The sequence below is a fragment of the Sinorhizobium chiapasense genome (assembly GCF_045277575.1).
In the GTDB taxonomy this organism is placed as follows: Bacteria; Pseudomonadota; Alphaproteobacteria; order Rhizobiales; family Rhizobiaceae; genus Ensifer; species Ensifer chiapasense_A.
This window is the reverse complement of record NZ_CP144205.1, coordinates 829,899-847,334: the sequence shown is the minus strand read 5'-3', so window position 1 is coordinate 847,334 and position 17,436 is coordinate 829,899. Positions and strand designations below refer to the sequence as shown.

Below are 17,436 nucleotides of genomic sequence, written 5' to 3'. Positions count from 1 at the left end.
ATGCGCGGCGCTGTAGTCGGCGAGAGGCCGCGCACAGTACGGCGCGGCCGGCTATGCTTTTGGAACCGGCAGCGGCGGCAGAGCTTCCCAACTCTTGCCCGCAAGGATGACGCAGCTGCGGCCATTGACGTCGGTGACGATCAGTGTCCAGCTGCCGTTGTCGGCCGCGTAGACTTCCATGATCGCCTGAGGATTGATGAGCGCCGTCGCGGCTGGTTTTTCCCGATATTGTCGCGCCAGAAACTCGACCACCTCGGATCGGTTAGCGCAATTTATGGGGGCTTGCGAAACTGCCGGAACCGGGCGCGCCATCACGCCTGCCGCCAGAAGGGCGGCCAGCGCGCAGCCGCGGATCACCTTGCGTACCATCACGCAACTCCTTTCACCGGATGCCCGGCGGAGGAGGAGTTTCCGCTGACCTTTTCCGCCGTCGATCCGGCTGCTCGATCGGCACATTGCTCACAAAGTGCACGTGCCACGATGAAGAGAGTATGGCGGAAAGCCGATATTATTACAATTATCTAAATTATAGACTATCCCTCGGGGCGCCGGAGCGCCCCAATGGAGGCACTGCTATTTGCGTTTCATCGCTTCCATCAAGGCCGCCCCAAAGGCGCCTTGCGACGGCGCTTGCGGCTTCTGCTGGTGCACGGGCGCGCCGCGGTTGCCGCCGTTCGGTGCACTTCTACGCGCCTCACGGCCAGACTCGGCGCCGCCATCCTTCCGCATCGTCAGGCCGATGCGCTTGCGGGCGACGTCCACCTCGGTGACGCGGACGGTCACGACGTCTCCAGCTTTCACCACTTCGTGCGGATCCTTGATGAAGCGGTCCGCCAGTTGCGACACGTGAACAAGCCCGTCCTGGTGCACGCCGATATCGATGAAGGCGCCGAAAGCCGCAACGTTGGTAACGGTGCCCTCGAGCTGCATGCCGACCTTCAGGTCCTTGATGTCGTCGACACCCTCGGCGAAGGTCGCTGTCTTGAAGCTCGGGCGCGGGTCACGGCCCGGCTTTTCAAGTTCGGCCAGAATGTCCTTGACGGTCGGCAGGCCGAACCGCTCGTCCACGAAAGTCCTCGGATCGAGCTTCTTCAATGCAGCGCTGTCGCCCATCAGCGCGCGCACGTCGCGACCGCAGGCCGCAACGATCTTCTTGGCAACGCCATAGGCTTCCGGATGCACCGAGGAGGCGTCGAGTGGTTCCTTGCCGTTCGGGATACGCAGGAAGCCTGCGCACTGTTCGAAGGTGCGCGCGCCGAGCCGCGGCACCTTCAACAGTTCCTTGCGACTTTCAAACGGCCCGGTCGCGTCGCGATGCGCCACGATCGCCTCGGCCGAGGATTTGCCGAGACCGGATACCCGGGCGAGCAGCGGAGCCGACGCCGTGTTGACGTCGACGCCGACGGCATTCACCGCATCTTCCACCACCGCATCCAGCGAGCGGCTGAGCTTCGACTGGTCGACGTCGTGCTGGTACTGGCCGACGCCGATCGATTTCGGCTCGATCTTCACGAGTTCGGCCAGCGGATCCTGCAGGCGGCGAGCGATTGAAACGGCACCGCGCAGAGAAACGTCGAGGCCGGGGAACTCCAGGGCGGCGGTTTCGGAGGCCGAGTAAACCGATGCTCCGGCCTCGGAGACAATGACCTTGGTAGGCTTTGGCGCAGGCAGTTGCTGCAGCATGTCGGCAACAAGCTTTTCGGTCTCGCGGCTCCCCGTGCCGTTGCCGATCGCGATCAGTTCCACCTTGTGCTTGCGGACCAGCGAGGCGAGCTCGGCCTGCGTTCCGCGAATGTCGTTTTTCGGCGGGAACGGGTAGACGGTCGTCGTTTCGAGCAGCTTGCCGGTGCCATCGACCACGGCGACCTTGACACCGGTGCGGATGCCCGGATCAAGACCCATCGTCGCCCGCGATCCCGCGGGTGCGGCAAGCAACAGGTCCTTGAGGTTGCGGGCAAAAACGTGGATCGCCTCCTCCTCGGCGCGCTCGCGCAGTTCGCGCATCAGGTCGAGCGACAGCGACATGGAGAGCTTCACGCGCCAGGTCCAGCCGATCATCTCGGCCAGCCATTTGTCACCCGGCAGATGGGCGCCGACATTGTAGACGGCGGCGATCATGCGCTCGACCGGCTTGACCGGCGAGGTATCGTCCTGATCGACGACGATGTCGACGGAAAGCACCTCTTCGTTCCAACCGCGCAGCATCGCCAGTGCCCGGTGGCTGGGTGTCGTCGCCCAACGCTCGGAGTGGTCGAAGTAGTCCGAGAACTTGGCGCCGGCTTCCTGTTTGCCCTCGACCACCTTCGCGCGCAGGAAGGCGGCGCCCTTCATGTGGTTGCGCAGGCGGCCGAGCAAGTCGGCGTTTTCGGTCATGCCTTCGGCGATGATGTCGCGGGCGCCGTCGAGCGCCGCCTTCACATCGACGACCTCGGCAGTCAGGAAGGCGGTTGCGCGATCGGCCGGCGCCATGGAGCGATCAGCAAGGATGGCTTCGGCCAGTGGCCCGAGGCCGCGCTCGCGGGCGATCTCCGCCTTGGTGCGGCGTTTCGGCTTATAGGGCAGATAGATGTCTTCGAGCTCGGCTTTGGTTTCGACGGCGGCGATCTTGGCTTCGAGTTCGTCGGACAGCTTGCCCTGCCCGCGGATCGACTCGAGGATCGACGCACGGCGTGCCTCGAGTTCGCGCAAGTAGGTCAACCGCTCCGACAGCACACGCAGTTGCGTATCGTCGAGCCCGCCAGTCACTTCCTTGCGGTAGCGCGCGATGAACGGCACTGTCGCCCCCTCGTCCAGCAGCTCGACAGCGGCGGTAACCTGAGAAGCTGTTGCCTTGATTTCGCTGGCGATGATGGCGGCGATAGGTTTTGCGGGGCTGGCCATGGGCAATTCCGTCTTTCCTGCAGCGCTTCGAAGCGCTGCACGTTTTGTCCCTGGATCGCAGACGATCGAGGGAAACAGGCAGTTCGTTTGGCTGGCGACCATAAAGGCGCAGAGCTTCCAGGCCAAGTGAAGGCCTTCGGAGGAAATCCGGAACTCCACAGAAGAACAGAAGATGGGAGGTGGCCATCCCTTGGCCCCTGTGGGGGCCGAGGAGATGGCCCTGGATCAGACCGCGATGGCAGCCGGCTCGATATGTTCTTCCGGCGGCGCCTCATCCCAATTGTTGACCGGTTCGAGCGGCGGCCGGCGTTTTTCGAACTCGACCAATTGCCGCTCCCGCTCCTCGATGTAACCGCGCGAGACCGGCACGGCATCGAGAGAAGGCGAAAGCTGGAGCTGGAAGATGAAGTGCTTGTCGTAGAGGAAGGCCGTTTCGGAAGCCGCCAGATAGAATTCCCACATGCGGAAGAAACGTTCGTCATAGAGCCGCACCGCCTCTTCGCGGCGGGCGACAAACCGCTCCCGCCAGGCGCGTAAGGTCCAGGCATAGTGCATCGGCAGGATCTCGATATCCTTCACCAGGAGCCGCATGCGCTCGACCGACGGCAGAACCTCGGAAAGAGCGGGAATGTAACCGCCGGGGAAGATATACTTTTCGATCCATGGATTGGTTGCCCAGGGCTTGTAGACCTGGCCGATCGAATGCAGCAGCATGACGCCTTCAGGTTTCAGCAACTCCTTCATCTTGCTGAAGAAATTTCCGTAGTTACCGATACCGACATGCTCGAACATACCGACGGATACGATGCGATCGAACTGCCGGCCCTGCAGGGTGCGGTAGTCCTGCAGTTCGAAGCGGACGCGATCGGAAAGCCCACGCCGGGCGGCACGATCACGAGACACCTTGAGTTGCTCCTCGCTGAGTGTGATGCCGGTAACTTCCACTCCGGAGGATTCGGCCAGATACATGGCCATTCCGCCCCAGCCAGAACCGACTTCCAGCACTTTCTGTCCCGGCTCCAGCAGAAGCTTCGCGGCGATGTGCCGTTTCTTGGCAAGCTGGGCCGCATCGAGTGAGATGCCCCGCGGCTGGAAATAGGCGCAGGAATATTGCCAGTCCTCATCGAGGAACAGGTTGAAGAGCTTGCGATCGAGATCGTAGTGATGCGCAACATTGTGCCGGTTGCGGTTCACAGGCATGCGGCTGCGCACCTGCTGGCGCAAGACATGCTGCAGGGCCGTCAGTGTGTTGGCAAACGTTGCCGCATTTTCCAGCCCATTGTCCTTGACGATCGAAAGCACGTCGAAGATGTCACCTCTTTCGATGACGACGCGCCCGTCCATGTACATCTCACCGAAGCGAAGGCCCGGGTCCCGGACGATCGCCTTCTCCGCCTCTGCATCGACGATGCGGATCGATGCCGGTTTTCCGGTGCCGTCACCCAAGATGACTTGTTCGCCGGAAGAAAAAGTCACCGTCAGGTTGCCGTTGCGCACCAGGCGACGAAGCAAAGTCAACAATGCTGCATTCATATCCCACCCCTACCAGACCTACAGACGTGTCCTGGTGCATGAGAGATGCGAAGGGTCGGCTCGTTCGGGACTTCAGGGAGGTGCGCCAGCGCGCATTGGGAACAGACGCGGCGCGTCCCGAAGCGGCGAGAACCGGCTCGGGCGTGGCCTCACGGGCATCCAGCGCGCGCATCAGGCTCCTCGTGCTTGCGCCGCCGGATATTCGTCAGGCCAGCCGCCATCGGGCTCCTATCCATCAGAACTTCCATTAATCTAGGAAGCTTCAATCGATTGGCAATGGGCTCTTTGTGGCCCCTCATAGATTTGTTTCCTTAGCAATTACTGAGGAACAGGCCTAGGCACCCGATCCCGCGGCCCGGCAGGCGAGCACGATCATGCGGGCGATCGAAATCCAGGGTTGGGCCAGCGGCAACAATACGGGTCGGATTGATGTGGGCAATGCCGTAGTAGCCGCGCTTGATGTGATCGATGCGCACGCTCTCGCGGATGCCCGGCCATTGATAGATTTCGCGCAAATAGTTCGACAATGCCGGGTAGTCTTCGATCCGACGGATGTTGCATTTGAAGGCGCCGTGATAGGCCGCATCGAAGCGAACCAGGGTGACGAACAGGCGGATGTCAGCCTCGGTCAGATACTCGCCGGCGAGGTACCGGTTGGCCGCAAGGTGAGCATCAAGCCCGTCGAGCATGTCGAACAGGCTCACCACCGCCTCGTCATAGGCCTCCTGCGTCTTTGCAAAGCCGCACCGGTAGACGCCGTTGTTGACCCGTTCGTAGATCGGGCCGTTCCAGCGATCGATGTCGCTGCGCAGCGCCTCCGGATAGAAATCGAGCCGGTTGCCGGTCAGGTGATCGAAGCCTGAGTTCAGGATGCGGATGATGTCTGCGGACTCGTTGTTGACGATCCGCCCCTCCTGCATGTCCCAGAGAACCGGGACCGACACCTTGCCGGTATAGGTCGGGTCGCTCGCCACATAGAGTTCATGATGGAAGCGGATCTTGCCGACGCGCTCGCCGGCATCGACGGGCTCGTCATAGGTCCAGCCATCCTCGCCGAGCACCGGGTTGGACACCGTGAGCCCGATGATCTGCTGCAATCCCTTCAGGTTTCTGAAAGCGATCGTGCGCGAGGCCCAGGGGCAGAGATAGGAAACGAACAGGCGGTAACGCCCAGCCTCGGCCGGCAGAGCCGGCTGGCCATCCGGGCCCGGGCTTCCGTCTGGCGTGATCCAGCGATGAAAGCGTGTCGGTTCCCGGTGGAATGCGCCGCCCTTCATCTCGCTCGCCGCAACGTCGCCCTTGACCCATTTCCCCTCGACAAGTTGCGGCATTTCTTTTCTCCGGATCGCAAAAGTCAGCGATAGCTACGTCTCACAGGGCTCGGCGGAGGGTCAATCGCGCGCACGGGTGACACATTGTTCGCAATCCGCGACACGCACGCGGTACGTGCACGATCATCGTCGCGCCACATTGTCGGGCAATCCCGATTTCGAGAGGAGAATCGGGATGAAGAAAGCCCTTGCCGCTGTTGCGCTGTTTGCCGCCATGGTCTGGCTGATGAACACGTCGCTGTTTGTCACGCCGCCGCCGGGCGCGGCGAAACTGCTCTCACATCGAGGCGTCCACCAGACCTATCCGAAAACGAATGTCGGCAACGACACCTGCACGGCAACGATCATCGACACGCCGCAGCATCCCTATCTCGAAAACACGATCGCCTCGATGCAGGCCGCCTTCGATGCCGGCGCCGATGTCGTCGAACTCGACGTGCATCTGACGCCGGACAAGCAATTCGCCGTCTTCCACGACTGGACGCTCGATTGCCGCACCGAAGCCAAGGGCGTCACCGAAGAGACACCGATGACGACGCTGAAGGGTCTCGATATCGGCTACGGCTATACGGCCGATGGCGGCAAGACGTTCCCTTTCCGCGGCAAGGGTGTCGGCCAGATGCCGACGCTGGACGAGGTGCTGGCTTCCCTGCCCGACCGCAAGTTCCTCGTCAATTTCAAGAGCCGGCGCGCCGAGGAAGGCACGGCACTCGCAACGCTGGTCGAAGCGCAGCCGCAATGGCGAGAGGCGGTGTTCGGAGTCTATGGCGGCGAAGAACCGACCCGCGAGACGATGAAGCGCCTGGACGGCATGCGCGGCTATGACCGGACATCGACGATGGCGTGCCTCACCCGATATCTCGGTTACGGCTGGACGGGTCTGATGCCGGAGGCCTGCAAGAACACCCTCGTCGTCGTACCCGGCAACTACGCGCACTTCCTGTGGGGCTGGCCCGACCGTTTCGCCGAACGCGTGAAAGCGGCCGGAAGCGAGATCATCCTGCTCGGCCCTTATCACGGCGGCGACTTCACCGCCGGGATCGATACGATGCAGGATCTGGAATTGGTCCCGCCGGGGTTTTCCGGCTACATCTGGACCAACCGGATCGAGGTGATCGGACCGGCACTGGGAAAGCGCCGGATCGCCGACCGCTGAAAGAACTGTGGCACTATCCAGCACGCCGCTTGCCGCTTGCCGGTATCGATCCTATGACTTCGAGAACAATCGTCGGGACCGCCAGCAGCGGCCGGTCCGTCTCGACTTCGCAGGAGGCAAGCTCATGGACGTCACGATCTACCACAACCCCGCCTGTGGCACCTCGCGCAATACGCTGGCGATGATCCGCAACGCCGGCATCGAACCGACCGTGGTCGAGTATCTGCAGGCGCCACCATCGCGGCAGGAACTCGAAAAGATGATCGCCGATGCCGGTCTGACGGTTCGTGACGTGATCCGCGAGAAAGGCACGCCCTATGAGGAACTCGGGCTCGCAGACCCCGCACTCAGCGACGATCGCCTGCTCGACGCGATGATGGAGCATCCGATCCTCATCAACCGTCCCTTCGTGGTGACGCCGATCGGCACGCGGCTTTGCCGCCCGTCCGAACTGGTGCTCGACATCCTGCCCGATACGCACAAGGCTCCGTTCTCGAAGGAGGACGGCGAGCCGGTTCTTGACGCAGAGGGAAAGCGCATTTCAGGCGTCTGATCTCGCTTTCAGCGGCCACTGCACGAGGCCTAGCTCCGGAATCGATTTAAGGACTTATGCTGCAGAACTGAAGTGTTGCGGCAATCTGCGCGCATCTTGACAGGCGCATGCCGCTACCATGCGACGCCCGTCCGGTGCGGGCGCCAAGTCCTGTTGCAGCGGGGAAATGCAGCGGGCCAATGCGGCCAGGCTTATCGCGGAAACTCGAGACCCATTTCGCGGAAGCGTTCGGGGTCGTCGCCCCAGTTCTCGCGCACCTTGACGAACAGGAAGAGGTGCACCGGTTGCTCGAGGATCTCGGAGATTTCCTTGCGCGATGCCGTCGAGATCGCCTTGATCGCGTCGCCACCCTTGCCGAGCGCGATCTTCTTCTGGCTTTCGCGCTCGACGTAGATCACCTGTTCGATGCGCACCGAGCCATCCTTGCGCTCTTCCCACTTCTCGGTTTCGACATGCGAGGAATAGGGAAGCTCCTGGTGCAGCCGCAGGAATAGCTTTTCCCGGGTGATTTCGGCTGCAAGCTGGCGCATCGGCAGATCGGAAATCTGATCTTCCGGATAATACCAGGGCCCCTCGGGCAGAGCGGCCGCGAGATAGTCCATCATGTCGTCGCAGCCGGAACCGTTGAGCGCCGAGATCATGAAGGTGCGGTCGAACTTGATCGTCTCGTTGGCGGCGGCCGCCAGCTTCAAGAGGTCCTCGGGGCGCACCTGGTCGATCTTGTTCAGCACGAGGATCTTCGGCTGGTGCACTTCCTTGAGCCCCTCGAGGATCGCTTCCGCATCGCCCTTCAAGCCGCGTTCGCTATCGATCAGGAACATGATCACGTCCGCATCCTTGGCGCCGCCCCAGGCGGTAGTCACCATGGCGCGGTCGAGCCGGCGGCGCGGCTTGAAAATGCCGGGCGTGTCCATGAAGACGATCTGGGCGTTGTCGTGGATGGCGATGCCGCGCACGATCGCGCGCGTCGTCTGGACCTTGTGGCTGACGATCGACACCTTGGCGCCAACGAGGCGGTTGACCAGGGTCGACTTGCCTGCGTTGGTCGCGCCGATCAGCGCCACGAAACCCGAGCGGGTCGGCGCGCCTTCGGCGGCCGTATCTTTTTCCATATCCGTCATTTTTTCCGTCAATTTCCGGCGGAGTTTTTCCGCCACACGCCTTCGCGTTCCAGCAATTTCATCGCGGCGATTTGCTCGGCGCCACGCTTGGATCTATCGATCCCGGTCTCCGGCGCGATCCCCGAAATCTCCACGGTTACCGTGAAGCGGGGATCATGGTCCGGGCCGGAACGATCGTCCGTCCTGTAAGTCGGCGCGATGCCGAACTTGGCATGCGCCCATTCCTGCAATTCGGTCTTCGCATCGCGGCGGGCACCGTCGGCGCGTACTGCCCTGTCTTTCCAGTGGCGCAGCACGAAACCGCGGGCGGCTTCAAGGCCCCCATCGAGATAGATGGCAGCGATGAGCGACTCTACCACATCGGCCCGCACATTCATCATCGCCTTGCCGGTAATCTTCTTGACGTCGGAGCCGGTGCGAATGAACTGGTGCAGTTCCAGATCGTCGGCGACCTTGGCGCAGCTTTCGGCGCTGACGAGCTGGTTCAGCCGTACCGAGAGCTCGCCTTCGTTTGCGTCGCGAAACGTCTGGAACAGAAGCTCGGCAACGCAGAGCCCCAGCACCCGGTCTCCCAGGAACTCCAGGCGCTGATAGTTGGAGCCTTTGGCGCTGCGGGCGCTGGAATGGGTGAGCGCCCGGTCCAGGCGCTCCTTCTCGGCAAATTGATAGCCAATCACGGTCTCGAGTTTTGCCCGATCCTCCGCGCTCAGCGACCGCGACTTCATTATTCGACCGCCTTGAACAGACGATCGTAACGCAGGTTCGCCGGCCACTTCCAGATTTCGCGGAACGAGGTGTCGTTGCCGAGCGAGAAGAAGATCATGCTGGCGCGGCCAACCAGGTTCTCGGCCGGCACGAAGCCGACGTCGAAGCGGCTGTCGGCCGAGTTGTCGCGGTTGTCGCCCATCATGAAATAGTGGCCTTCGGGCACGATGAATTCGCGGGTATTGTCGCCGCGCGAATCCGGGAACTGGTCGAGGGTGTCGTAGGAAACGCCGTTGTCCATGGTTTCGCGATAGACCGAGACGTCTCCGCCCGTGTCGTACTGGTCGTCGGCGCGGAACGCACCGTCCGGCACGCGATCGACCGGCTTGTCGTTGATGTAGAGGATACTGTTGCGCACCTGGACGCGATCACCCGGAAGACCGACGAGGCGCTTGATATAGTCGATGTCGGGGTTCGGCGGGAAGCGGAAGACGACGATATCGCCGCGCTTCGGCTCGCTTGCGAAGATGCGGCCGGAGAAGAGATCGGGCGAGAGCGGCAGCGAATACTTGGAGAAGCCGTAGGCGAACTTATTGACGAAGATGTAGTCGCCGACAAGCAGCGTCGGCATCATCGAGCCCGAGGGAATGGTGAAGGGCTGAAAGAGCACCGTACGGATGACGACGGCCAGGAGCAGCGCCTGGATAACGACCTTCACGTTTTCCCAGAGCCCGCTCTGCTTCGCTTCTGTCTTTTCTGCCACGCTTTTGTCTTCCTTTATCATGGCAACGCCCTCACCGGGGCTTGCTCTCAACTTTCTTCCGCAGTTTTGATCCCACCTTCAAACTGCGTACAATCCGGTCTCATATGCTGCAGACTGCCTGCCCTTCAATCGCCTCGGACCGGGTTTTCCAGCGGAATGCTCTAAACCGTTCCCTCAACCGGGGCAACGGGCAGCGCTTCGATAATCACGAAGGCCTGCGCCAGAGGAAAATCGTCGGTAATCGTCAGGTGAATGGCCGCCCGGTGATGGGGCGGCAGCATCTGCGCCAAACGCTCCGCCGCACCGCCGGTGAGGTTCATAGTCGGCTTGCCGCCGGGCAAATTGATGACGCCCATGTCCTTCCAGAAGACGCCTTGCGCCAGCCCCGTGCCCAGCGCCTTCGAACAGGCTTCCTTGGCGGCGAACCGCTTGGCGTAGGACGCAGCCCTATTCTTCCGGCCTTCGGACTTGGCGATCTCGACATCGGTGAAACAGCGCTGCACGAAACGCTCGCCGAAACGGGAAAGCGAATTTTCGATCCGCCTGATATCAATCAGGTCGCTGCCTATGCCTATGATCATGGGGAAGGTCCGAAGTCTTTGGCGCGCGCCGGGCGTCGCTTCTGAAACATGCGGGCCGCATGGTAAGCCGCAATATAGGAAATCAGTGCGCCAGCAGCGGCCAGCGGCAGGGAGCCGATGAGCATCGGCTTGAACACCGGTCCCCAAAGGGCGGAAAGGTCGAGGTGCTCGACCATACGCATGACGTCGGCACTGCTGGCGGCATGGGCGCTTTCGACGCCCAAAAGGGCAATGCCGAGCTCATAGGACGCCGTCAGGATCATGGGGATCGTCACCGGGTTGGCAAGCGCGGTGGTGATCGCGGCGGCAACCAGGTTGCCCGAGAAGACGAAGGCCAGGGCGACGGCTATGACGATGTGCAGGCCGAAGAACGGCGTGAACGACGATGCCACGCCAGCAGCCACGCCGACAGCGATGGAATGCGGCGTCGAAGCCAGGCGCAGGATACGCAAGGCGATATAGCGCGGGCCACGCCGAAAGCCCTTGCGTGGCCAAAGGAGCGCGCGGAGCCTTTCGGAAATCGTGACCGGTTTTCTACGTCTGAATAACATTCTGCCGTCATGACCGCATCTTGGATGCCGTGGCCCGGCACAAGACGGCGCGTCCGCCTGTTTGCTGGCCGCAAGATAGGCATCATGCCCGTTGCTTGCAACCCGCCGGCGCGCCGCGCACGTGTCGCAGGCGAGCCATTCATCGAACGCATAGCTTCAGCATCCCGCCCAAGAGACGGGACGCGATCGACTTAGTAGTTGCGGAACAGGCCGCGGTCGATCTGACGCTGACGGTATTCGAGATCGATACGATCGACCGAATTGTTGAGATAGGCGAGCTCGCGCTCTTCCTGAGTGGGGACGCGCAGCGCGCGGGTGATCTTCTTCAACTGATTGAACATGGCAAACCTCTTTGTTTACCTCCCGAGACAGAAGATAGTTTAGAGGTCCCTTTCCCACCAGTTCCAGGAAAAGGCGGCAGCCATGCGCCTGCAGCATACCTTGCCGTTTTGCCATGCATCCGATGCCTGTTTTTGAGGCATCCACGTGCAGAATGGCCCGGCAGCAGGCACGGCAGCGCTACCGGCAGCCGTGCCGATCGACTCACTCGAAGAGGCGTTTCACCAGCGACACGCTCGGCAGTTCCTTGAGCTGCGCGATTAGGTGGTTGAGCTGACGCAGATCCCAGACCTCGAGATCGAACTGCAGCTCGCTGAAGTCCGCCGCCACGCGGCCCATCGACAATGAGCGGATATTGACGTCGCTGGTCGCGATCGCCTGGGCCAGCTCAGCCAGCGTTCCGGGCTCGTTCAGGGCGCTGATCGCAATCCGCGCCATGAAGCGGCTGCTGTTGGCCTCGTCCAGATCCCAACGCACATCGATCCAGCGTTCCGGTTCGTCGTCGAATTTCTGCAGGATGGGCGACTGGATCGGGTAAATGGTGATGCCCTTGTCCTTCTCCATGATGCCGACGATGCGATCGCCGGGAATGGCACCTGCGGGGCTGAAATGCACTTCGGCATTGCCCGAGAGGCCGCGAATTGGAAGCGCTTCCGGCCCTTCGGCCTGGGTCGCGCCGTTCGCATCCTTGCCGCGACCCGGCAGCTTGAACACCATGCCGGCGGCGCTGCGCATGTTGAACCAGCCATCGTCGGCGCTGGGCTTCACCGTCACGCGTTCGTCCTGATGGTCCGGGAAGACGGCGCGCAGGACATCGAGAGAAGAAAGCTCGCCGCGACCGACGGCGGCGATCGCGTCTTCGACTTCCTTCTGACCGAGACGGTGCAGGGCGGGCTTCAGTGCTTCGCGCGAAAACGTCTTGTTGGCGCGCTCGAAGGTGCGTTCCAGAATGCGATAGCCGAGCCCGGCATATTGTTTGCGAATGGCGGCCCGTGTCGCGCGGCGGATCGCCGAACGCGCCTTGCCGGTCACGACGATCTCCTCCCAGGCCGGCGGCGGCACCTGGATACCCGAGCGGATGATCTCCACCTCGTCACCATTGTTGAGGCGGGTCACCAGCGGCATGATGCGGCCGTTGATCTTGGCGCCGACGCAGGTGTCGCCAATGTTGGTATGCACCGCGTAGGCGAAATCGATCGGCGTCGCGCCGCGCGGCAGCGCGATGAGCTGTCCCTTGGGCGTGAAGCAGAACACCTGATCCTGGAACAGTTCGAGCTTGGTGTGCTCGAGGAATTCTTCGGGATTATCACCCTCCGCGAGGGATTCGATCGTGCGCCGCAGCCAGGAATAGGCGTTCGAGGTCGGCGACAGGGCGGTATCGTTCGAGTTCCCCTCCCCGTCCTTGTAGAGCGAATGGGCGGCGATGCCGTATTCGGCGATGTCGTTCATCCGCCGCGTGCGGATCTGCAGCTCGATGCGCTGGCGCGACGGGCCGACGATCGTCGTGTGGATCGACTGATAGTCGTTCTGCTTGGGCGTCGAGATATAGTCCTTGAACCGACCTGGAACGACACGCCAGCGGGTATGGACGATACCGAGCGCCCGGTAACAGGACGGGATGTCATCGACGATGATGCGGAAACCCCAGACGTCGGAAAGCTGCTCGAAGGACAGAGACTTCGACTGCATCTTGCGGAAGACCGAATAGGGCTTCTTCTGGCGCCCCTTGACCTGTGCAGCCTTCAGGCCCTCAGCCTGAAGGAGTTCCCGCAATTCGTCCTCGATCTTCTTGATCAGGCCTTCGTTGCGCTGGGAAAGCTCCTCCAGTCGCCGGGTAACCGTTTCGAAAGCCTCTGGATTGATGTGGCGGAACGAGAGATTTTCGAGTTCCTCGCGCATGTCCTGCATACCCATGCGGCCGGCGAGCGGCGCATAGATATCCATGGTTTCTTCGGAGATGCGGGCCCGCTTTTCCGCCGACATGTGGTCGAGCGTGCGCATATTGTGCAGCCGGTCGGCAAGCTTCACCAACAAAACGCGCACGTCATCCGAAATGGCCAGCAGCAGCTTGCGCAGGTTCTCGGCCTGCTTGGCCTTCTTGGTGACGAGATCGAGCTTCTTGATCTTCGTCAGCCCCTCGACGAGCGCACCGATGTCCTCGCCGAAGAGATCGTCGATCTCCTGGCGGGTCGCCGTCGTGTCTTCAATGGTGTCGTGGAGCAGCGCGACCGCAATCGTCGACTCGTCGAGCCGCATTTCCGTCAGGATGGCCGCCACTTCCAAGGGATGAGAGATATAGGGATCGCCGCTTGCCCGCTTCTGCTGGCCATGCTTCTGCATCGCATAGACGTAGGCCTTGTTCAGCAAGGCTTCATTGACGTCGGGCTTGTATTTTTGCACGCGCTCTACGAGCTCGTATTGGCGCATCATTCGCTGGCGATCCTCTAGAGCGGGATGATTTCAGGTCGGCTCGACCTAAAATCATAAACGTGATCGTTCTCATAGGTTAGAGCGGAATGCGGGCGGAAAACCGCAAACACTTTTCCTCATCCTGCTCTGGAAGAAATCAATAAAAAAGTGCGCCAATCATACGAGTGGCGCACTGCTTTGAAAACACGCGGGAACGGGCGTTCCGCGAAGGATCTCAGTAGTCGTCGCTCTTTTCCGGCGGCACGAGACCTTCGATGCCGGCCAACAGTTCCTCTTCCGACATGCGGTCGAACGTGATCGCTTCCGGCTGATCCTCGTCTTCGGCAACCTCGGCGAACGTGGTCTCCGATTCCGACTGAAGCAGCGAAGCCGGATCGGGCTCGGGCTCGTCCACTTCAACGTGCTTCTGCAGCGAGTGGATCAGATCTTCCTTGAGGTCGTCGGGAGAAAGCGTTTCATCGGCGATCTCGCGCAGCGCAACGACCGGGTTCTTGTCGTTGTCGCGGTCGATGGTGATGGCGGCACCCTGAGAGATCAGGCGCGCGCGGTGGCTGGCAAGCAGAACGAGTTCGAAACGGTTATCGACCTTGTCGATGCAATCTTCGACGGTGACGCGGGCCATTGCCTGTCCTTTTGGGCTCGAAGCGCGGCGGCATGGCCGCTGCACGGATTGACGACACGAAACCGGAAACAGCCGTCTAGCGACGGCCTCGTCGGCTCCGATTTCTGGAATTAGCCGCCCGGATACAATCAAAACAAGGCAAGTTCAAGTTTTTCCTTCAAGTGACGCTCACGTAACGTCACACTTCGTGATAAAATGCGATCCAAATGGGCCGGAAAACCTAACTCGCAAACACCTGGTTGCATTGTAGGCCACAACACCAAAACGCCTGGTAGAAAAGGCATTCCAGGGATGTGGACTATCTATAGCAACTGCTAAAACTAGCTATATTCGCGAGCGCCCTGCTGGAATAATGCAATGCCTAGCCTACATTATTTGCAATATCAGCAATTATTAATGTAAACGACTTATTTTGCGTATCGGCCGGCAGCGGGCCTTTGATGCGCCGGCATTGAAAAGGAAAGACGATGTTTGATCCCCGCGAAAAGATCGCACTTTTTATCGACGGCGCAAATCTCTACGCGGCATCGAAAAGCCTCGGCTTTGACATCGACTATCGCAAGCTGCTGAAAGCCTTTCAAAAACGCGGCTATCTGCTGCGCGCCTACTATTACACCGCGCTCATCGAAGATCAGGAATATTCTTCGATTCGCCCGCTGATCGATTGGCTAGACTACAACGGTTACAAGGTCGTGACGAAGCCGGCCAAGGAATTCACCGACTCGCTCGGTCGCCGCAAGATCAAGGGCAACATGGACATCGAACTCGCGATCGATGCAATGGAGCAGTCCGAGACCGTCGACCACCTCGTCATCTTCTCCGGTGACGGCGACTTCACCACGCTCGTCGAAGCGCTGCAGCGCAAGGGCCGCAAGGTCTCGGTCGTCTCGACGATGTCGACCCAGCCGCCGATGATCGCCGACGACCTGCGTCGCCAGGCCGATCACTTCATCGACCTCGCGACGCTGCGGGCAGAGATCGGCCGCGAACCTTCCGAACGTACACCGCGGCATACGGCCGAACCGGTGGCGGACCCCGTCGAAATCTAAAACGACGACAATCAGCGAAGCGCTTTCAAGCTAGAGCTCGAAGGGCGGGTCAACGCTTTTGGGCAGGCGATGGCGACGCCGTGTCACGTGAACCTCGACCTTCCATTGGTCAAGGACCTGGTCGTGTTCGTGGGTATTGACCGGTGGCGATCTGGCAGGAGCAGGATCGCTTTTAGCCACGATCCTTCAGCAGGCGGCTTTTCTGCCGGTTCCAATCGCGCTCTTTCGAGCTCTCGCGCTTGTCGTGAAGCTTCTTGCCCTTGCCGAGCGCCAACTCGAGCTTGGCCCGGCCGCGCTCGTTGAAGTAGATGCGCAGCGGAATCAGCGACATGCCTTCGCGGTTGACCGCGCCCTGCAGACGATTGACCTCGCGCTTCGACAGAAGCAGCTTCCGCCGCCGCCGCGTTTCATGGTTGAAGCGGTTCGCCTGAAGATACTCGGGCAGATAGGAGTTAATCAGCCAGATCTCGCCGCCTTCGTCCGTCGCATAGGATTCGGCAATGTTGGCCTTGCCCTCGCGCAACGACTTGACCTCGGTGCCGGTCAGAACCAGACCGGCCTCGTAGGTGTCGACGATCTCGTAGTTGAAGCGGGCCCTTCGGTTTTCCGCCACGACTTTTTTGACCGTGCGCTGGCTTCCTTTGGGTGCCATCAGTTCATCAATCCTGCATGCCTCAGTGCCGCGTCGATCGCTGCCTCGGTTGCCGGCTCCAGCGTCGACAACAGCGGCGAGCGCACGGTGCGGCTCATCCGGCCAAGGCGGTTCAGAGCATATTTCGCACCGCAGAGACCGGGCTCCATGAAGATCGCCTTGTGCAGCGGCATCAGCTTATCCTGGTAGGCGAGCGCCTTGGCGAATTCGCCGGCAAGCGTTGCCTCCTGGAACTCGGCGCAAAGGCGTGGAGCCACGTTGGCCGTGACCGAAATGCAGCCGACACCACCATGGGCGTTGAAGCCGAGCGCAGTCGCGTCCTCACCGGAAAGCTGCACGAACTCCGGGCCGCAGGCCATGCGCTGCTCGGATACGCGCTCGATCTTGCCGGTCGCATCCTTGACGCCGATGATGTTCGCATAGGCCTTGCTGAGCGCCGCCATCGTCTCGACACTCATATCCACGACCGAACGACCGGGAATGTTGTAGATGACGATCGGCAGCTTCACGCTCTCGGCGATCGCCGCATAATGCGCGAAGAGGCCCTTCTGCGTCGGCTTGTTGTAATAGGGCGTGACAACGAGGATCGCGTCAGCACCGGCCTTTTCGGCATGCTGGGCGAGCTCGATCGCTTCCGTCGTGTTGTTGGAGCCGGCGCCGGCAATCACCGGCACCCGCTTGGCGGCCGCCTCGATGCAGAGTTCGACGACTTTCTTGTGCTCGTCATGGGAAAGGGTCGGAGACTCGCCGGTGGTGCCGACCGGCACGAGACCATGGCTGCCTTCTTTTATCTGCCATTCCACATGCGCGACGAAACCATCCGCATCCACCGCGCCGGTCGCGGTGAACGGTGTTACGAGAGCGGGAATGGAACCCTTGAACATGCACAACTCCTGACGGCACAAAGGCGCAAAATGCACTCATGCTTTGGCCGTAATCGACGGTTAAAAAACTGCCGCACCATAATCATGTGAGTGGGCTGCGGCAAGCGTCGTGACACGGCATTTCACGCCGGTTTTCGTGCAAAAGCTTGACGTTCGGCCCGCATAATGGTCCCGCCCAGCCACAGGCCTGGGCGGCAAGGTACGATTGCCATGATCAATATTGGCCGCTAGTCTTGCCTCAGACAATCCGGCGGCAGTTGAATGTGAGACACGGGGAACACAGCCT

Annotated in this window: 17 protein-coding genes; 3 read left to right on the top strand and 14 right to left on the bottom strand. The window is 61.1% G+C overall.

Going from position 1 to position 17,436, the window contains the following annotated elements; translation table 11 throughout:
- Positions 1–51: 51 nt before the first annotated feature.
- The 4 genes from QM996_RS04095 to QM996_RS04080 form a co-directional block, all read right to left on the bottom strand.
- On the bottom strand, positions 52–369 hold the full coding sequence (locus tag QM996_RS04095) for a hypothetical protein (RefSeq protein WP_500269408.1): 318 nt from the start codon (positions 367–369) through the stop codon (positions 52–54).
- Positions 370–573: 204 nt separating this feature from the next.
- A complete protein-coding gene (locus QM996_RS04090; protein WP_500269407.1) occupies positions 574–2,880 on the bottom strand; it encodes a Tex family protein in 2,307 nt (768 codons plus the stop codon).
- A gap of 225 nt (positions 2,881–3,105) precedes the next feature.
- Positions 3,106–4,413 carry a cyclopropane fatty acid synthase gene (locus tag QM996_RS04085; RefSeq protein ID WP_500269406.1) on the bottom strand — a complete coding sequence of 436 codons (1,308 nt, stop codon included), beginning with the start codon at positions 4,411–4,413 and terminating at the stop codon, positions 3,106–3,108.
- A gap of 311 nt (positions 4,414–4,724) precedes the next feature.
- Positions 4,725–5,744, bottom strand: coding sequence for a glutathione S-transferase family protein (locus QM996_RS04080; protein WP_500269405.1), 1,020 nt, complete (start codon positions 5,742–5,744; stop codon positions 4,725–4,727).
- A 175-nt stretch (positions 5,745–5,919) separates the two neighbouring features.
- On the opposite strand from QM996_RS04080, the gene QM996_RS04075 reads away from it, so the two are divergent.
- Both QM996_RS04075 and arsC read left to right on the top strand, forming a co-directional pair.
- Positions 5,920–6,900 carry a glycerophosphodiester phosphodiesterase family protein gene (locus tag QM996_RS04075; RefSeq protein WP_500269404.1) on the top strand — a complete coding sequence of 327 codons (981 nt, stop codon included), beginning with the start codon at positions 5,920–5,922 and terminating at the stop codon, positions 6,898–6,900.
- A 124-nt stretch (positions 6,901–7,024) separates the two neighbouring features.
- Positions 7,025–7,453, top strand: coding sequence for a thioredoxin domain-containing protein (gene arsC, locus QM996_RS04070; protein ID WP_500269403.1), 429 nt, complete (start codon positions 7,025–7,027; stop codon positions 7,451–7,453).
- Between the two features lie 191 nt (positions 7,454–7,644).
- Here arsC and era read toward each other — a convergent pair whose 3' ends face one another.
- The 8 genes from era to rpoZ form a co-directional block, all read right to left on the bottom strand.
- Positions 7,645–8,574: a GTPase Era gene (gene era, locus QM996_RS04065; protein WP_500269402.1), complete on the bottom strand. Its 930-nt coding sequence runs from the start codon at positions 8,572–8,574 to the stop codon at positions 7,645–7,647.
- Positions 8,575–8,582: 8 nt separating this feature from the next.
- Positions 8,583–9,299 (bottom strand): ribonuclease III family protein, encoded by a 717-nt coding sequence (gene rnc / locus QM996_RS04060; RefSeq protein ID WP_500269401.1) that lies wholly within the window; start codon positions 9,297–9,299, stop codon positions 8,583–8,585.
- On the bottom strand, positions 9,299–10,042 hold the full coding sequence (gene lepB / locus QM996_RS04055) for a S26 family signal peptidase (RefSeq protein ID WP_500269400.1): 744 nt from the start codon (positions 10,040–10,042) through the stop codon (positions 9,299–9,301). Before lepB ends, rnc begins: the two co-directional genes overlap by 1 nt.
- A 161-nt stretch (positions 10,043–10,203) precedes the next feature.
- The gene (acpS, locus tag QM996_RS04050; protein ID WP_291158827.1) at positions 10,204–10,623 is read right to left on the bottom strand and encodes a holo-ACP synthase; all 420 of its coding nucleotides are present in this window, start codon (positions 10,621–10,623) and stop codon (positions 10,204–10,206) included.
- Positions 10,620–11,174: a DUF2062 domain-containing protein gene (locus tag QM996_RS04045; RefSeq protein ID WP_500269399.1), complete on the bottom strand. Its 555-nt coding sequence runs from the start codon at positions 11,172–11,174 to the stop codon at positions 10,620–10,622. The genes acpS and QM996_RS04045 overlap by 4 nt, the downstream gene beginning before the upstream one ends.
- A 191-nt stretch (positions 11,175–11,365) precedes the next feature.
- Positions 11,366–11,515, bottom strand: a complete 150-nt coding sequence (locus QM996_RS04040) for a DUF3563 family protein (RefSeq protein ID WP_112975742.1) — start codon at positions 11,513–11,515, stop codon at positions 11,366–11,368.
- A 202-nt stretch (positions 11,516–11,717) separates the two neighbouring features.
- Positions 11,718–13,943, bottom strand: coding sequence for a RelA/SpoT family protein (locus tag QM996_RS04035; RefSeq protein WP_500269398.1), 2,226 nt, complete (start codon positions 13,941–13,943; stop codon positions 11,718–11,720).
- Positions 13,944–14,157: 214 nt separating this feature from the next.
- Positions 14,158–14,565: a DNA-directed RNA polymerase subunit omega gene (gene rpoZ, locus QM996_RS04030; protein ID WP_173515996.1), complete on the bottom strand. Its 408-nt coding sequence runs from the start codon at positions 14,563–14,565 to the stop codon at positions 14,158–14,160.
- Positions 14,566–15,032: 467 nt separating this feature from the next.
- Between rpoZ and QM996_RS04025 the strand changes: the two genes are divergently transcribed.
- Entirely contained in the window at positions 15,033–15,614 is a 582-nt protein-coding gene (locus QM996_RS04025) for a LabA-like NYN domain-containing protein (RefSeq protein ID WP_057252816.1), read from the top strand.
- A 172-nt stretch (positions 15,615–15,786) separates the two neighbouring features.
- Here QM996_RS04025 and smpB read toward each other — a convergent pair whose 3' ends face one another.
- On the bottom strand, positions 15,787–16,266 hold the full coding sequence (gene smpB, locus QM996_RS04020; RefSeq protein WP_500269397.1) for an SsrA-binding protein: 480 nt from the start codon (positions 16,264–16,266) through the stop codon (positions 15,787–15,789).
- Positions 16,266–17,150, bottom strand: coding sequence for a 4-hydroxy-tetrahydrodipicolinate synthase family protein (gene dapA, locus QM996_RS04015; RefSeq protein WP_500269396.1), 885 nt, complete (start codon positions 17,148–17,150; stop codon positions 16,266–16,268). The genes smpB and dapA overlap by 1 nt, the downstream gene beginning before the upstream one ends.
- Positions 17,151–17,436 lie beyond the last annotated feature (286 nt).

What these genes read in the sequence shown, in the direction of transcription:
- QM996_RS04090 (WP_500269407.1), bottom strand. Translation starts at nt 2,880, where the DNA reads ATGGCCAGCCCCGCAAAACCTATCGCCGCCATCATCGCCAGCGAAATC.
- QM996_RS04095 (WP_500269408.1), bottom strand. Translation starts at nt 369, where the DNA reads ATGGTACGCAAGGTGATCCGCGGCTGCGCGCTGGCCGCCCTTCTGGCG.
- QM996_RS04080 (WP_500269405.1), bottom strand. Translation starts at nt 5,744, where the DNA reads ATGCCGCAACTTGTCGAGGGGAAATGGGTCAAGGGCGACGTTGCGGCG.
- dapA (WP_500269396.1), bottom strand. Translation starts at nt 17,150, where the DNA reads ATGTTCAAGGGTTCCATTCCCGCTCTCGTAACACCGTTCACCGCGACC.
- QM996_RS04035 (WP_500269398.1), bottom strand. Translation starts at nt 13,943, where the DNA reads ATGATGCGCCAATACGAGCTCGTAGAGCGCGTGCAAAAATACAAGCCC.
- rnc (WP_500269401.1), bottom strand. Translation starts at nt 9,299, where the DNA reads ATGAAGTCGCGGTCGCTGAGCGCGGAGGATCGGGCAAAACTCGAGACC.
- QM996_RS04075 (WP_500269404.1), top strand. Translation starts at nt 5,920, where the DNA reads ATGAAGAAAGCCCTTGCCGCTGTTGCGCTGTTTGCCGCCATGGTCTGG.
- rpoZ (WP_173515996.1), bottom strand. Translation starts at nt 14,565, where the DNA reads ATGGCCCGCGTCACCGTCGAAGATTGCATCGACAAGGTCGATAACCGT.
- QM996_RS04045 (WP_500269399.1), bottom strand. Translation starts at nt 11,174, where the DNA reads ATGTTATTCAGACGTAGAAAACCGGTCACGATTTCCGAAAGGCTCCGC.
- era (WP_500269402.1), bottom strand. Translation starts at nt 8,574, where the DNA reads ATGACGGATATGGAAAAAGATACGGCCGCCGAAGGCGCGCCGACCCGC.
- smpB (WP_500269397.1), bottom strand. Translation starts at nt 16,266, where the DNA reads ATGGCACCCAAAGGAAGCCAGCGCACGGTCAAAAAAGTCGTGGCGGAA.
- arsC (WP_500269403.1), top strand. Translation starts at nt 7,025, where the DNA reads ATGGACGTCACGATCTACCACAACCCCGCCTGTGGCACCTCGCGCAAT.
- acpS (WP_291158827.1), bottom strand. Translation starts at nt 10,623, where the DNA reads ATGATCATAGGCATAGGCAGCGACCTGATTGATATCAGGCGGATCGAA.
- QM996_RS04025 (WP_057252816.1), top strand. Translation starts at nt 15,033, where the DNA reads ATGTTTGATCCCCGCGAAAAGATCGCACTTTTTATCGACGGCGCAAAT.
- QM996_RS04085 (WP_500269406.1), bottom strand. Translation starts at nt 4,413, where the DNA reads ATGAATGCAGCATTGTTGACTTTGCTTCGTCGCCTGGTGCGCAACGGC.
- QM996_RS04040 (WP_112975742.1), bottom strand. Translation starts at nt 11,515, where the DNA reads ATGTTCAATCAGTTGAAGAAGATCACCCGCGCGCTGCGCGTCCCCACT.